The sequence below is a fragment of the Budvicia aquatica DSM 5075 = ATCC 35567 genome (genome assembly GCF_000427805.1).
In the GTDB taxonomy this organism is placed as follows: Bacteria; Pseudomonadota; Gammaproteobacteria; order Enterobacterales; family Enterobacteriaceae; genus Budvicia; species Budvicia aquatica.
On record NZ_ATYS01000030.1, the window covers coordinates 21650 to 37348 of the forward strand.

9 protein-coding genes are annotated in these 15699 nt (G+C 47.8%); 4 read left to right on the top strand and 5 right to left on the bottom strand.

The window, feature by feature from the left end:
- Window positions 1–17: 17 nt before the first annotated feature.
- Both YWE_RS0112970 and YWE_RS0112975 read right to left on the bottom strand, forming a co-directional pair.
- Complete coding sequence (locus YWE_RS0112970) at window positions 18–6035, bottom strand: alpha-2-macroglobulin family protein (RefSeq protein WP_029094926.1); 6018 nt, start codon at window positions 6033–6035, stop codon at window positions 18–20.
- A 194-nt stretch (window positions 6036–6229) separates the two neighbouring features.
- A complete protein-coding gene (locus YWE_RS0112975; RefSeq protein WP_029094927.1) occupies window positions 6230–7129 on the bottom strand; it encodes a LysR family transcriptional regulator in 900 nt (299 codons plus the stop codon).
- 123 nt (window positions 7130–7252) lie between these two features.
- Here YWE_RS0112975 and YWE_RS0112980 point away from each other — a divergent pair, with 123 nt between their 5' ends.
- The gene (locus YWE_RS0112980; RefSeq protein WP_029094928.1) at window positions 7253–7438 is read left to right on the top strand and encodes a hypothetical protein; all 186 of its coding nucleotides are present in this window, start codon (window positions 7253–7255) and stop codon (window positions 7436–7438) included.
- A 319-nt stretch (window positions 7439–7757) separates the two neighbouring features.
- Here YWE_RS0112980 and YWE_RS0112985 read toward each other — a convergent pair whose 3' ends face one another.
- A complete protein-coding gene (locus YWE_RS0112985; protein ID WP_029094929.1) occupies window positions 7758–8735 on the bottom strand; it encodes a sugar-binding transcriptional regulator in 978 nt (325 codons plus the stop codon).
- Window positions 8736–8922: 187 nt separating this feature from the next.
- On the opposite strand from YWE_RS0112985, the gene dalD reads away from it, so the two are divergent.
- The 3 genes from dalD to YWE_RS0113000 all read left to right on the top strand — a co-directional run bounded on the left by dalD (window position 8923) and on the right by YWE_RS0113000 (window position 13190).
- A complete protein-coding gene (dalD, locus tag YWE_RS27275) occupies window positions 8923–10338 on the top strand; it encodes a D-arabinitol 4-dehydrogenase (protein ID WP_036015991.1) in 1416 nt (471 codons plus the stop codon).
- 13 nt (window positions 10339–10351) lie between these two features.
- On the top strand, window positions 10352–11824 hold the full coding sequence (gene xylB, locus YWE_RS0112995; protein WP_029094930.1) for a xylulokinase: 1473 nt from the start codon (window positions 10352–10354) through the stop codon (window positions 11822–11824).
- A gap of 73 nt (window positions 11825–11897) precedes the next feature.
- A complete protein-coding gene (locus YWE_RS0113000; protein ID WP_029094931.1) occupies window positions 11898–13190 on the top strand; it encodes an MFS transporter in 1293 nt (430 codons plus the stop codon).
- A gap of 213 nt (window positions 13191–13403) precedes the next feature.
- Here the strand turns inward: YWE_RS0113000 and YWE_RS0113005 are convergent, their stop codons facing one another.
- Both YWE_RS0113005 and kdoO read right to left on the bottom strand, forming a co-directional pair.
- Window positions 13404–14123, bottom strand: coding sequence for a GNAT family N-acetyltransferase (locus tag YWE_RS0113005; protein WP_029094932.1), 720 nt, complete (start codon window positions 14121–14123; stop codon window positions 13404–13406).
- Between the two features lie 187 nt (window positions 14124–14310).
- The gene (gene kdoO, locus YWE_RS0113010; RefSeq protein WP_029094933.1) at window positions 14311–15195 is read right to left on the bottom strand and encodes a Kdo hydroxylase KdoO; all 885 of its coding nucleotides are present in this window, start codon (window positions 15193–15195) and stop codon (window positions 14311–14313) included.
- Window positions 15196–15699 lie beyond the last annotated feature (504 nt).

Below are 15699 nucleotides of genomic sequence, written 5' to 3' on the forward strand. Positions count from 1 at the left end.
GCGGTTTATCCCGTTACTCAGTGACACGGCGCAGCATACTCTTCGTTCTCTTTTGCTTTCTCTACCGGGGCAACGACCTGAATGGTGCCGCCGCCGACCGACATTGCCTGAATTTCACGGTCATACATTGCTTCACCATAGGCCGGTGGAACAATGAATATCCCGGTGTTAGTCGGCTTTATCTGATAGATAAACTCCTGAACGTTGTTAGTCGCTTGCCCGTAGATAATCACTCGATCTTCCCGGATATCGGTATATTCAGGATGCATACTTGAGCCATCGATCATTAGCGGATCCCAGTAGCTTTGATCCTGATCTTCTTCGCCTTCCTGCTCCAGCACTTCAGGCGGAGTTTGTTGTACCACTTCGAAACCGCCCGGTAACAGATCGACAATCGCCAGATTATCCTGCCCCTCTTTCGAATTAGAGCGAATCTTCAGATGAACATTCACCTTCTGACCCAGGGTGATTTGTGACACAACCGCACCGGACTCATCGGTGTATTCGCGGGTAATTTCCAGACCTTTAGCAATAGCCTGCTGCGGTGGGTTGAGGTCATAGCCCGATTGGGTCAGTACGTACCATGCCGGAGTCGCGAGGGTATTATTAAACGTCACTTCCTGAGCATTGGCATTAACGTTTGCTTCAACCAGCAGTCCGCTTAGCACCGAGATTAACTCTGGCTTAGCCTCTTTTTCGCTACCGGTTTCGGTAATAGTTAGCCCGTTACGATCTTTATAGTGCATTGCCACCCGATCGGAATAGCTCTTCAGCGCCAGAATGCTCATTGCTGAAGACAGGGTGGTATAACGCTCAGCCTTGAGGCTGAGAACGATATTCTCCAGTGCCTGTGGCGGAACATCCTGTGCTTTTTCCGGGAAGTGGCGCAGGATCAGATATAGCCGGGTACTATCCAGTACTAATGGATCCAGATAGTTCTGGCTCCACCATGCATTACTGTAAGCCTTGTTAAGCTGATCCCACGAAGGTTTCAGCATGGTGTCGGCTTGCTTATCCATCTTCAACATTTTGTACGATGAAGCCAGATACAGCGCACTCAGATCCTGTTTCCAGCTATCCGGGAAGTTGGCCTGTAGCTGACTTTGCACTGAGGCCAGCATATTGGTGGTAATTTCACCCTGTCGGGTTAACAGATAGACGGCAAAGGCCCGCAGGCGCAGGTCATACAGGCTACGGCGCCCGTCAGCGGCTGCCAGCGTACGCAGGTAGTCGTTGGCTGACTTGAGTAACTGCTCAGAAACCGGATAGTTAGCTTCTTTGGCTTCTAACAGGAACTGAACCACGTATGGCGTTACGAACGGATCGGGATCCTGAGTTGACTGCCACATACCGATGGCACCTTTACTATTCTGGCGCGATAGCAGCGTCGACAGAACGTTCTTAACCTGTTCTCTGGCCTGTTCATTACTGAGCCCAACGGCCATTTCTGAATGCTGCTGGAACAGTAATGGAATACTTTGGCTGACAATTTGCTCTGAGCAGTAGTAAGGGTAATCCGCTAAGTATTTTGCCAGCCCATTAGTCAGAATTAACGGTGAGTTAGACAGCGACGCTTTACGCTGGGCAAAGTTAGGGAACATCTGACGAATGTCTTTGATACTTTGTTGCTTGCCATCCATACGGCCCATAACGGACTGGGTGCGGAACGGCATAGCCGGGCGCACCGACAGGCTTACGGTGCGTTTCGCCGATTTGTCACCATACTGCGTTTTCACGGTAACCGGAGCATCGCCTAAATCACTCAGGGCTTTCAGGCGGAATGTCACCATCCCTTCCTGCTTTTCAGCCAGAGAGATCTTGTGCTCAGCCGCGCCTACTACTTGCAATTGGGCCGGTGAAATCAGGCTGACATTTAACTCTGCTTTTTGGCCGTTAAGATCGGTCAGGTTGTTGGCTACGCTGACTGAAACATCAAACTCATCACCCGGCGATACGGTGGTCGGCAGGTTAGGGGTCAGTATAAAGTCATCCCGTACCGTGGTTGAGGTTTGGTAATGGCCGATACGTTCCGGAGTAACGGAAATAGCCATGACTCTGATCTTACCGTTGAAGTAGTCAGGAACCGGATAATGAAAGGTCGCTTCACCATTCACATCAGTAATACCCGACCAGTAAGCTACCGGTTTGTCTTTCTTACGCTTGAACGGATTCAGATGACGGCTGGCGCTTTCTCCGGCGTCACCGCCGGGGGCCGAGGTCAGTGACATTATTTTACTGAACTCAGGCAGAATCAGATCCAAAATCTGGGCGCTTTGAACGCTCAGTTCTCGCTTACGGAAGAAATAGTCCAGCGGATCGCCCAAGTGATAGCGGGCAACCTGAAGAATGCCTTCATCTGCGGCAAATACGGCTACACGCTGCGAGCCTTGGGTCGTTACGGTGATCGGCAGGGTTTCTCCCGGCTTGATCACCGCCGGTGAACTGAGCGTCACTTTAGCCTGACGGGCATCATTGCTAACTTTAAACGGCATCACGCCATAGCTTAACGGACTCATAAAGATTTCATCGGAGTTATGGCCACGGATAAACTGCACGTTAACGTACCCGTTGCCTTCCATATCCGCAGGCACTTTGATCTTATGAACAGAGCTGGTGGTATCAGACTGGAACCACTGCCAGCTGTAGACTTTGTCTCTTTCAATCGTGATGATGCCGCTGCCGGTATAAGGCGCATTGATAGATATCTCTATCTCTTCACCCGGCAGGTACTCTTTCTTATTGAGCTTTAGCTTCAGTTCCGCGTTGCGATCCAGCGAGCGGGATACGTTAGCATTGCCCGATACGCTATAGCTGACCCGGTTCAGAACCTGTCCTTTGGCATTTTTAATCTGCAGAATAAAATTGCCCGGCTTTTCGGTATCGAGAGTCAGGTCTGTGCCTTTTGCTGTAACGGCAAACGGCTTCTCAGAGATAACGCTTTCTTTAAGCTTAGACTGATATTTGTACGCTCCTGAAGGCTGTTTAGTCAGGACGGATAAATAAGTCTGCTCAATCAGTGATAGCGTCAGCTCAGGCAGATCGAGTGGTGTTAGCGACGGATCGACCGCAATTACGTTTAAATGCCTTTCCGCATGATGTTTGATATAGCTCAGATCGCCGTCGGCTTTAACCCCGACCAGATAATCATAAGGTGAAACAATCATGCTGGCCACTGCGGTTACTGAACGACCGCTGCCGGTTTCAAATGCATCAGCGATAAGCTGTAGTTGATAAGTCGCATCGGCATAGGCACCGATATCCAGCTTAATTTCAGCCAGTCCGCTATCGTCAGTGGTTTGATCTTCCAGATCGGTTTCAAACCCTTCGCTGTTATTACGGTTTTCATAGAACTGATAGTCCGGATATTGGGTAAAGCTCGGGTATATCGGGCGTAAAGTCAGTTTAGACGCGACACGACGGTTCTGGGCCGGCGTACCGAATAGATTCTGAACGTCGATATTCGCTTTTAACTCCGATGGCTTAACCCAGCCTTGTTTACGGTCCGGGGTTAATTTCAGCGTCACTTTGAGCTTGTCCGGCTCGAACTCTTTCACTTTAACCGTTGTGCTACCGAGCATCAGTGGGCCATTACTATTCTGGTCACCGTTTGGCAAATAAAGATAAATGCTCCATTCGCCGGTCGGCGAACTTTCGCTCGTGGTGTAGCTAATCTCATTGAAGCCGGAGCTATCCAGCATTAACGGCACGGTGCTCATTAACGTTCCGCGCGGATCGCGAATTTCAGCCTGCAGCGGAATGCCAACCAGTGACGTTTTCCAGTTTGCCGCACGGGTAATTAAACCAATGTTGAAGCTATCTCCCGGGCGGTACATTCCTCGGTCTGAGAATAAGTAGCTGCTTAGCGTGCGCGGATCGGTCGGATTTACTTCGCCATAAATATCAAAGCGTGAGAAATCCAAGGTGCGGTCATAGTCGGTGGTTGTCGGCAGGAAGGATACATCGCCTTCTTTTTCAATCAGGAACATCACCGGCGAACGCTCATTTTGGAAGGCGGCCAGCGACGGGAAGCTGGCGTGGCCGTCTTCTCCGGTGGTGCGGATAAACAGCACCGAGCCGTTTCTGGAAATAACGGAAACTTTAGCGCCGTTGACAGGGCTGCCTGAATGTATTGACTGAACGAAGATATCTCGTGAGCCATCCAGCGATTTTTTCGCCATGATGCCTAAGTCAGTAATCACCACAAAACGGGAATCGGTAACGTTGTTAACCTCTTCAAAGCTCTTTGGATCGTTGCCGTCATAACTATCGCCTGACGGGCTATTTTCACTGGCAGAAGGATCCCAGCCGGATAACGTCAGCAAAAAGATACCCCGGCGTGAGTTAGGATCTTGGCTCATATAACGGGAGAGATCGATTCCCTTATAACCGAGCTCTTCAGGCTTATCATTGTTGAGCTTGGTTTTATACTGGAAGCGTTCAGTAAAGTAACTGTCGCCCAGTCGGCTAAAATCAACGGAGCTATAGGCATAGTCTTTAAAGCTGACGACGTGCTGTAACTGGCTTGGAATAACGCGTTTGATATCCAGTAACATTCCCGGCTGATTACGGGTGGCTACGGTAATTTGCTTTTCACCCTGCATTGAAAGCAGGGAGCCTTGTGACGTAAAGCGCAATACCTTGGTATAGTCAGGTACCGTGACGATTCGGTAGCTTTCTTTCTTCATTTTGTACCCCCCGGCAGACGTCAGGGAGTCATCAATTCTAACGAGCAAATAGCGATGAGCCGGCGCATTAAAGCGGAAGCTGAACAACGGTTGATTATCTTGCTCTGCATCATTCATTACCAAAGGTAATGGTGTAGCCAGAGACATGATCTTTTCGTCTACGTTATTGAGCGACCAGCGATAGAAGTCATTTTTGGTCTGAGGCTGGCCTTTTTTATCCGGATTATGCTGAGGCAGTAACCAGGCTTTCACCGCTTTTTGCATCGACTTTTCGTTAACCGCATCGCTGGTTGAGATCAATAGCGCCTTTTGACCGTTATTATTATCTGACTCAGCCAGTATGGCGGAAACGTCATTCACCTCAAGGCTGTATAAGCCGGGAACATTGACCAGCTTATCGCTGACGGTCTGGAGCTGATTAGCGCTAGCAACAGTTTTAACGCCTTTACCAACCGATAACTTAATTTGGGCCGGGTTGTCCGGTAATGCCAGAGGTTGAGAATGTATCCAGGCTTCGGTTTTTTTATCGTTATACAGAATGGAATACTTCAACGGTTGGTTAGGCAGCAGAGACATTGTAATCAGCTTTTCAAAGCTGAGAACGTCGACCGGCGCGTTAAATTTGGCGGTAAAAATAGCGCTCTTTTGCTGTGGATTACGCGGGTCTTGATAAAACTCCGCTTTACTCAAATTCAGCGTAAACGGGGTGGTAGTGAATTCTAGTTGGGGGGTATTGAGTTTTATTTGTGGCGCAACCAGTTTCTCTGCATCCAGTTTGATCTGATACTTTTCCCCCATCGGGAAAACGGTTTTAGCGGTAAACACCAGTGAGCTTCCGCTTTCCCATTTCCACTCGCCGGCCATGGCTGGCGTCATGGTAATTCCTTGCTCTACGGCTTTACCGACGGAGGTAATCGGGGCTGAAGAGTGAGAGAAGTAGAGCGTTATGCGCTGAGGGGCTCGGCTTGCCGCATCGATGTTATAGTTAGTTGACGCTGGAGCGATAACGCGAACATTAGTTTGCTGATAAACCATCGGCGCAGCCTCAATCGGCTTTGGTCGGTTAAGGTTCCAGTTATAGCCATAAAAAGCGGCCCCGGCGATCCCCGCCAGAATCACTAAACTAATAAAGATACCGATAGGATGTTTGTTAATCCGACCTTCGGTCGCCTGAAACCCATGTTTTATCCACTGGCTGGCTTTTAATAGCCAGCTCGGTGACTGCCAGTTAACCCGACCAATAACCGGGCCAAGAATTTTATGCAGTAAGCTGAAGATAAAGCAGATTAACCAATAAGCAGCACGCAGGAGGGTAAAGGGAAGCCGAAGTATAAATCGCAGTAAATCCATATCAATAATCCTTTAAATTCAGGCGTAAGCTTATTAGGTCGGATGGGTAATCAGGCTTTATTATCCAAAGTCCATTTCTATGGAAATAAGGCTGGTTAATTTTACCTCAAAAGGCCAGCGGCCAGAAGCCATGCAGACAATATAAATGAGTTAACTAAGTAATCCGGTAATATTTGGCATAAATAAAGCGAGGGTTATGGAATAGCCATATAATTATCGCTTTGATTTTCTAGCATATTAAGAAAAATATCTCTGATTGAATGGCTGATTTTAGGGTTCCAGCACAGTGCTACGCTCCAGTTAGCGTGAGGGCCGGTCAGATCGATAATATCAACGCCCTCGGGTGCAATGTGAATTGCGCTGCGTTGTACAATGGCAACGCCCATACCGGTGGCTACCAGAGCCAGTAACGTTTGCGTGTCGCTGGCGTATTGAATAACGTTCGGCACGATGTCGTGGGCCGCCAGATATTTGTCGATTTGACGGGAAAATCCGGGGCAGCATTCTGGTGTAATCTGGATATACGACAGTTTATCCAAGTGGTGGGCATAATCGGCTTGGTTGAGTTCCGGTACAGAATAGCGTTGAGAATTGACCACCAGAACCAGATTTTCTTCTAACAGCGTAATGAACTTTAGCTCAGGATGTATCGGTTGTCGCAGGAACCCGAGTTGTAAACGGTTGGTCAGCAGGCCTTCAGTGTGCTTGGCTGATGTCATATCTTCCAGATTAATGGTGACGCTGGGATACTGTTTTTTTAGCTGGGCTGCCAGCATTGATGCAATTCTGATACTGGATAAACCATAGCCGATGGCTATATGGCCTGATACTTGGCGAGCCTGATTTCCTGCGTACTGCTTAAACTCATTAGCCTGAATAACTAACGCCTGAGCCTTCTGGTAGAGGGATTTTCCAAACGGCGTTAACTGCGCCCCCTGACGCCCCCGGCTAAACAGCGGCGCGCCCAGACTTTGCTCCAACGCTTTAATTTGTTTGGTCAGTGCCGGCTGAGTAATAAATAATTTTGTGGCCGCCTCCCGATAACTCAATGAGTCGGCCAGCGTAACAAAAGCATGCAGTTGACGTAGTTCCATTGTTCGATTCCGATTGGTTATCATCTGAAGATAATTATTCATTATAAATAGTGGCACTATTTTGCTGTAATTCTATTTGCAGCAGCAGTGGTGCTTCTATTTATAGCCTATTAAGGAGTATATATGAATAGTATAAGTTATGTTTTTTTAATCAAAGATGAAATTATTGTTCCGCAATCTTTAGATGATGAATATTGTGGCCAGATAATTGCCAGTTTAGTCGAGCAGGGTTTCTTTTTGTCAGATGTTAATCTGGTGTCGACAGACTCAGCAACAGCGCTAAAGATGTACCGTGATATCAATGCCTGAGACGTGAGGTTTTAGCGCGTTTTTAGCGTTAGATAACCAGTGGGTATTTGGTGTTTAATTGAGTGATTAAATTATTTATCAATTGGTTTTATATCAGGTTTATTATTTTAATTTTAAATTTTTCATCATGATTAATCTTATTTAAAATTTTCACCTCAACATTTTAGGTGGTTTTTTTATTATTGATTTTTATTGTCTAAATTTGTTTTAATTATATATCAGAGAATAGTAAATTTAATGTGAATTGTATCTTAAGGCCTGTTTTTTAACGGCCGGAGCATAGCCATAACGTTATGCTCCGGAATCTGTTATTAATCACCTAAGACTGAGAAGCCACCGGTAGCAGGCTGTCATCAGCCAGTAACCGGCAGGCGGTTTCTTCATCTGTGACCAAACCTGAAATCCATTGACCGATTAAAACAGCGCGTACGGCTGAATATTTATGTCGGCCACCGGCAAAGGCGATAATCTTCCTATCAGTGCGCGGTTTTAGTGGAATACTGGTTAGCGTTTCATCAAGTTCGCTGGAAACTCGTTGCCCGTCTTCACCAATAAAGTGGCCTAGCATTTCAGCCACCGTCCGCTGTTCTTTCAGCCTGTCGACCTGCTTATCGGTAATAAATCCATCTACGTTAAGCGGGCATCCGCGCTCAATTTGGCCAATGCCGATAAAGGTGACGTCAGCGCGCTGTGCCTTTTCTGCCACGGCGTGGTAGATGCGGTGGTTACACCACTGGTAGCGATCTTCAGCGCTGTCGGCAAACAGGGGGGCGGGCAGAATAAAGTATTTTCCCTGCGTTTTTTCGGCCATCCATAATGGCACGTCGTAACGGGTACAGGAGCCATCACGGGCGATTGCACCGATTAACGAAACGCAGCTGTGCTGTGGCCGTTCAAGATAGGGGAGTTCATTAATTGCGGCTCTCAGCATCCGGCCTGAGCCAACGGCTACCGTTAACGGTTTTTCATCTGAGACGAACAGCGATATGACCTCGGCGCTGTCCAGTGCGATCATCTGCTCAACCTTTTCATCGTCTAATCCCATTGAAGGGACTACCCGGCACAGGGCGAGGCCGAATTTTTCTTGCATCTGTTCTGCCAGTTTTAAGCAACGATCGACAGGATGAGTGATATGAACTTTCACCATGCCTTGCTCTCTGGCCAGTGACACCAGACGCTGAGCTACTTGGCGTGAAACCCCCAGAACTTGTGCGATATCCTGCTGTGTTTGCCCGGTAACGTAATACATCCAAGCGGCTCTGGCCGCGAGTTCAAGCTTCTTCTCATCTTTGTCCATAGCGACTATTCCACTTAATTTTCTCTGCTGTGCATTTTACGCCCCGGTTATAACATCTTTTTTGGGCAAATATTGATTCTGTGAGCAAGTGCTCAGAAATAAATTCTGAAATTAACCAGTCTATAACAATCGAACAAAAGCCCTTTGTTAGGGCAAATATTTAAATTAACCGAGAAAGGTGATTTCAATGCAAAATAACGACACCGTCTGGATGCATATTGGTGCGGGATCTTTCCATCGTGCTCATCAGGCATGGTATCTGCACCGCCTGCTGGTTAGCGGCGATAGCCGTTGTACCATTGCGCTGGGAAATATTCGTAATGACGCTAATTCGCTGTTAGACCAGCTTGCTCTGCAACGGGGTCAGTACGTGCTGGAGACCGTGACGCCGGAAGGCAAACGGGATTATGAAACCATCACTTCAATACAAAAAGTGTTGCCATGGGATGCGGAGATTACGGCCTTGGTCGCACAGGGAGCCGATCCAAGTACCCAAGTTATCTCTTTCACCGTGACGGAAGGGGGATATTACCTGGATAACCAACACCAGTTGGACCCTCGCCATGTGGATATTCAGGCCGATCTGAAAGGGGATGTTCGGACCATTTACGGCACGCTGGCACGAATTCTGACGCAGCGTATGGTGCTGAACGCTAAGCCTGTGACGTTGCTTAACTGCGACAACCTGCGTCATAACGGCGAACGCTTTCGCAACGGATTCCTCTCTTTTCTCAAGCTTAAAGGGGATGATTCCCTGTTCAACTGGGTGGAGAAACACACCGCATCGCCAAATACCATGGTTGACCGCATTACTCCGCGTCCGACGCCGGAAGTGGCGGCGCGCGTTAATGCTGCGACCGGTATAGGCGATAAAGTTCCGGTGATGGGTGAGGATTTTATTCAATGGGTGATTGAAGATGGATTTATTGCCGGTCGGCCTGCGTTAGAGTCGGTTGGCGTTGAAATGGTTGAGTCTGTGCTGCCGTGGGAAGAGGCTAAAATCCGTATTCTGAATGCCAGCCACAGCTGCATTGCCTGGGCGGGGACGCTGATAGGCCAAACTTATATTGATGAAAGTACCCATCAGGATTCGATTCGCCAGATGGCGTGGGACTACGTAACGGAAGATGTGATTCCTTCTTTGTCACCAAGCCCGCTGGATTTAAATAAATATCGGGATGTTGTTCTTGCACGCTTTGGTAATCCTTATATCAAAGACACCAACCAGCGAGTTGCTGCTGACGGGCTGTCAAAAATTCCCGGATTTATTACACCGACGCTGATGGAAACCTATCAGCGCGGCCAAATTCCGCGTGCGACAGCGGTTCTTCCTGCTCTGTTTTTCCTGTTTATGCAACGTTGGCATCGCGGTGAATTGCCGTACAGCTATGAAGACGGCGTGTTAGATGCAGCGGCCATGCATAGCATGTTTGAATCTGCCGATCCGTTACATCAGTTTGTTTCGGACAAAGCACTATTCAGCTCTCTGGCCGATAATCCAGATTTTTATCAACTGATGAGAGATACCGTCAAACGCTTGGAGTGCTGGGTTGCTAATCCGCAGCAAAAACTTAAGGCACAGGCTGAAGCGCTGACAGCGTAATTAAGGAGGCGGTATGTATTTAGGCATTGATATCGGAACGTCTGAGCTGAAGGCCGTTGTGATAGACGACAGCGGGCAAATTATTGCTGATAGCCATGTGGCACTAACAGTCCAGCGTCCTCATCTCTATTGGTCTGAGCAATCACCGGAGCTTTGGTGGACAGCGACGCATGAAGTGATCGGGGCTTTGCGCCAGAAGATGGCGGACAAGTGGGGTTCGATTCGGGCTATCGGGCTGTCCGGTCAAATGCACGGCGCGGTGCTATTGGGAAAAAACCATCAGGTACTTCGCCCCTGTATTTTGTGGAATGACACCCGAAGTGCCGAAGAGTGTCGGGAACTGACGGAGGCTCACCCGGAGTTTCATACCATATCCGGTAATTTAGTGATGCCCGGATTTACCGCACCCAAGCTGGTTTGGGTAGCGAAACATGAGCCTGAGATTTTTAAACAAATCGCTCAGGTTTTGCTGCCTAAAGATTACCTCCGCTGGATGCTGACCGGCGAGTTTGTCAGTGACGTTTCTGACTCGGCTGGCACTCTGTGGCTTGACGTTGAGCGCAGAGACTGGTCTGAGAAACTGCTGTCGGCCTGCGGACTTCGCCGTGAGCAAATGCCTCGGTTGGTCGAAGGCTCTGAAGCGTCAGGCGTATTAAAGCCTGAGTTAGCGCATGCTTGGGGATTAAACTCTCAGGTGGTAGTAGCCGGCGGTGGCGGTGATAACGCGGCAAGTGCAGTCGGGGTTGGTGCGGTTAATCCGGGGGATGCTTTTATCTCTTTGGGGACTTCTGGCGTGTTGTTTGTGGTGAATGAGAAGTTCAGACCTAATGCGCTGGCCGGCGTTCATGCGTTTTGCCATGCGCTGCCGGGACGGTGGCACCAAATGAGCGTGATGCTTAGCGCCGCCAGCTGTTTGCGTTGGTTGTGCCAAACCTTATCCGTTACTGAGCCCCAGCTTTTGGCCGAAGTAGAAAAAATGAGTGAGGCAGAACAGCGTCGGGCTCCTATATTTTTGCCTTACTTATCAGGCGAACGCACACCTCACAACGATCCGTTAGCATTCGGTTCATTTTATGGCTTAAGAAATGAGACTCACCGTGCTGCGCTGGGCTATGCGGTGTTAGAAGGTGTGGCATTTGGTCTGGCAGACGGCCTTGAGGTTTTACAAGACTCCGGCAGCGTAGTGAATGAGTGTAGCCTGACCGGCGGCGGTGCCCGTAGCCATTTTTGGGGGCAACTGATTGCCGATACGCTCAATATTCCCATTGTTACCCATCCTGCAAGCTCTTCCGGTGCGCTGGGGGCGGCTCGCCTCGGCTGGCTCTCTGTCGGCGGTGATGAACAGCAGATATGCCAAAAGCCGATTGTAGAACATCGGTTTACTCCCGATAAACAAAAGCACCTTGAATTGAAAAAGCGCCAAGGGTTGTTCCGGCTGCTTTATCAGCAACAAAAAGAGGCAAGAGAATTACTGGTTCTTGAATAGTCTAATGGCCCGGATATGGTTAAAACCGGGCCGATTAAATAAATAGAAAAACCTGCAAGAGGTATATTCATTTATGCAACCACAAAATTACTGGCTTGGCCTACCCAAATCACTGGTCTGGGGTTTTATTGCCGTCGCGATCTTTATGAGCGGTGACGGCTTCGAGATGGCATTTCTTTCCAAACATATTACTGATATGGGCTTTAGCCCGTCACAGTCGGCGCTGGTTTTTACATTTTATGGGCTGGCAGCGGCCCTTGCCGCCTGGTGTTCCGGGGTGGTAGCTGAACTGATTACCCCGCAGAAAGCCATGAAAATTGGTTTTATTCTATGGGTTGTTATGCATGCGCTGTTTATGTGGTTTGGTCTGGGCATGCAGAACTATGTTTTGATCGTACTGTTTTATGGTATTCGTGGCCTGGCTTACCCGCTGTTTATTTACTCTTTTGTGATGTTATTAGTTCAGACCGTACCTAAAGCACGCCTCTCAGGGGCTATGGGATGGTTTTGGGCAATGTATTCTATTGGCATCGGTGTTGTTGGCAGCTACTTACCTAGCTTTACTATTCCGGCTTTTGGTGAGAGAGGTACGCTGTGGTTTGCCATTGTTTGGGTGCTTGCCGGTGGCCTGTTGGCGCTGTTTTCACTTAACCGTATTAAGGCCGATACCACTAAGGTTAATCTGTCTACCAAAGAAAAAATGGCTGAGTTGTCTAAGGCCGTTACCATTTTGTTCACCAACAAAAATATCCTGATGGCCTGTATCATTCGGATTATTAACACCATATCGCTGTTTGGTTTTGCCGTTATCATGCCATTATTATTTGTCGGCCGGCTTGGGTTTACCATTTCTGAATGGTTACAGATTTGGGCTGTATTCTTCTTTGTGACCATATTTACCAATATTCTCTGGGGGATTCTGGGTGACTATATTGGCTGGATCCGGCAGGTTCGCTGGTTCGGCTGTCTTGGCTGTGCGATATCCAGTTTAGCCTTCTACTATATTCCGGTGTATGCCGGGCATAATCTGTGGATGGCGATGATTCCGGCCATTATGTTAGGCATTACCGTTGCGGCTTTTGTGCCGATGACGGCGGTTTTCCCGGCGCTGGAGCCGGAACATCAAGGGGCGGCGATCTCTATTTTTAATCTCTCTGCAGGTTTGAGTAATTTTGTTGCTCCGGCGATTGCCTCATTGGTGCTGCCTTTCTTCGACATTATTGGCGTGGTTTGGACCTATACCGGGCTTTATCTGTTTGCCGGTGTATTAACGTTGATCATTAAGGTTGAGCAACCCAAGAGAGTGCGGGCAGTTGCTGCAAAGCCGGTAAACTCTGTTGATGGAGTACCATCAGAGACTGCGTGATTTTTCTCTGAGTTTTAGCTAACTGTTGGTCTTTTTTTATTAAATAGAAAGGCCTGAATATTTCAGGCCTTAGGCTGATGATAACGTGATCTAATTTGATTTCAGCGTAGGTTTCGTCTGCATAATCAGCATCGTAATATTGGTTTTTTCTAGCGGCCGAGGGGCGATGTTTTTTGACCCCTGCGGGGCTAGCTTTCCAGTTTGAGATATCTGTTATTGATGCTCTTTGGCGGTTAGCTGGCTGAGGCTGACCTTTTGTTTACCCTGGCTATCGAAGTTTGATTCGCTGAGCCATGCGTTATAAGCCTGTTTCAACTGAGGCCATTCTTGGTTAATGATTGAGAACCATGCGGTATCTCTGGTGCGTCCTTTATAGATAACCAGGTTGCGAAAGACTCCTTCGAACTGAAACCCTAAGCGTAAAGCGGCTGCCCGTGATGGCGCATTAAGTGAATCACACTTCCATTCATACCGGCGATAGCCAAGCGTATCCAGCGCATAGGACATCAGTAAAAATTGAGCTTCAGTCGCGATGCGAGAGTGCTTAAGAGCCGGAGAATAGATAACAAAGCCAACTTCAACCACGCCATTCTTATCATCAATACGCATCAGTGCCAGCGTGCCCAGCGCTTTTCCGCTAGCCCGATCAATCACAATATAGTGTAAGGGATCTTTAGATTCTGACTGCTGCTGCAGATAGCGCTGGAATTCCTGCCGATCGGTAAACGGGCCAACGGAAAGATAGGTCCAGTCTCGTTCATCGGTGGCAGCCTGGTAGGCCTGAAATAGATCGTCGGCATGCAGCTGTGGGTTGGCGCGCTCTAGCCGGCAGTATTTTCCGGTTAAGGTTTCACCTGTCGGGCGCAGGCACCCGTTCCAGCCGGGAACGTCTAAACCGATAGGCTGATCATACTGGTTAAGTTGATGTGGCATTTCAGACCTCTGGATATATTCAAGATGATAATTAAAAAATCAGAAAATTGAGTATAGGCTGAAACGGGGGGGATTAGACATGAGATATTGATTGTTTTTAGGTCATGGTTTTTGTATTCGGGGCTATTGGGGTAAGAAAAGGCCTCTATCAATATATTGGCCCTTCTTATCTCAATTTTTGTAACTTTTAAATCAACGTTTTTTGCGTTAATTGCTGTAGGACATTCAACGGTGAGTGCTGTGGGTTAGCCATTGCATTAACCGGTAATAGATAGGTTTGTTCCAGCATATATTGCCCCGACATTGCTGCATGTGGCGTTTGATCTGAGAAGCAGATCCATGTACTGCCACTAGGAAAGGCAACGCTAACCTGTTCACCGGTAGTTTGATAGTCGGCACTCTCTTTCATTCGGTCATGCATTTGTAACATCAGGTGGTCGTAGTGGCTACGGTAGCGCTTGGTAATGCCGACCATAGACATCACTTTGGCTTTAAAAGGGGAATAGGGGGCCAGAGTAGGTAAGAATCGCTTAGCCAGACTGGGGAATGGTTCACCAACGCGCCATTGGCGGCTTTCACCAACGGGATTAATATTGGTAAAGATTCTCAGAATGCGTTCACCGTGATTGGGTCGTGATGGAAAGGCATCAACGTGCAGGCGGGTATCATCTTTGCGCCATGACGCGTTTTTTGTCCATTGGCTGACCGGGTGCAAACGCAGGCTGGCTGTAGGGCTGTGTAGCGTATTTTGGTAATGGGGGAGCAACGACCTGATTAAGTCCTGTGTACTTTGGTAGAAACGCTCAATCAGCTGTTTCACCTCTTCTGTTTTAGACGACTCGGCGACGCCGTTGATATCGCCAGTTAACGGTTTTAGGCTGATGTTTTTACGCTTGGGATCTACGATAGAGGGCGTTAGTAAAGCTAACTCATTGGGACTCAATTCAAACTTAAGCTGCGGTAGAAAAAGTACTTTCCCTTGCTCTAATCCAGATAATACAGAGATATCGCTGTCGGTTTTAGGTGGTGATGACCATTGATTAAGGCCTAATTCGATCAAATAATTATTCATATATTATCCGTTCTGTGAGCCATGATAAGAACAGTATAAGCAGCCATCATCATTTTCACAGATCCGTTATGTGATTGAGCACTCAATGCTAATTTGGCTGCCCTTTTCCATACGTTCATATGGCGTTTATGTCGGGGGAACAATAATATTTTTAAAGTAATTGATGCCAACTATTTGTAAGTATTTAAAATTTTTTTATTCGGTAATGTTTGTTAGCCAGTGGGGAAATAGACGGTTATCTCCATAGGTAAGCGACTTTCAACGTAATGAAAGTGCCCCAATTTCGGCTGATATATAAAATCATGATGCTAATGCGTGTTTTTGTTATTAATTTCATCCTGTTAGTGTGAATGCTTATTCTCTTCACGCCTGTTTTAGTGCTGCATATTCGAAATGTTACCCACACCTTCTTAAAGCAGGAGGATAGGTTGACTCTGATATACAGGCCTCGTTTTTGTTGGGTTTGTCTACTTTTAATTGGTTTAGTTGTGATTTGCATCACTA

Coding starts and splice junctions, on each gene's coding strand:
- YWE_RS0112970 (WP_029094926.1), bottom strand. CDS start 6,035: ATGGATTTACTGCGATTTATACTTCGGCTTCCCTTTACCCTCCTGCGT.
- YWE_RS0112975 (WP_029094927.1), bottom strand. CDS start 7,129: ATGGAACTACGTCAACTGCATGCTTTTGTTACGCTGGCCGACTCATTG.
- YWE_RS0112980 (WP_029094928.1), top strand. CDS start 7,253: ATGAATAGTATAAGTTATGTTTTTTTAATCAAAGATGAAATTATTGTT.
- YWE_RS0112985 (WP_029094929.1), bottom strand. CDS start 8,735: ATGGACAAAGATGAGAAGAAGCTTGAACTCGCGGCCAGAGCCGCTTGG.
- dalD (WP_036015991.1), top strand. CDS start 8,923: ATGCAAAATAACGACACCGTCTGGATGCATATTGGTGCGGGATCTTTC.
- xylB (WP_029094930.1), top strand. CDS start 10,352: ATGTATTTAGGCATTGATATCGGAACGTCTGAGCTGAAGGCCGTTGTG.
- YWE_RS0113000 (WP_029094931.1), top strand. CDS start 11,898: ATGCAACCACAAAATTACTGGCTTGGCCTACCCAAATCACTGGTCTGG.
- YWE_RS0113005 (WP_029094932.1), bottom strand. CDS start 14,123: ATGCCACATCAACTTAACCAGTATGATCAGCCTATCGGTTTAGACGTT.
- kdoO (WP_029094933.1), bottom strand. CDS start 15,195: ATGAATAATTATTTGATCGAATTAGGCCTTAATCAATGGTCATCACCA.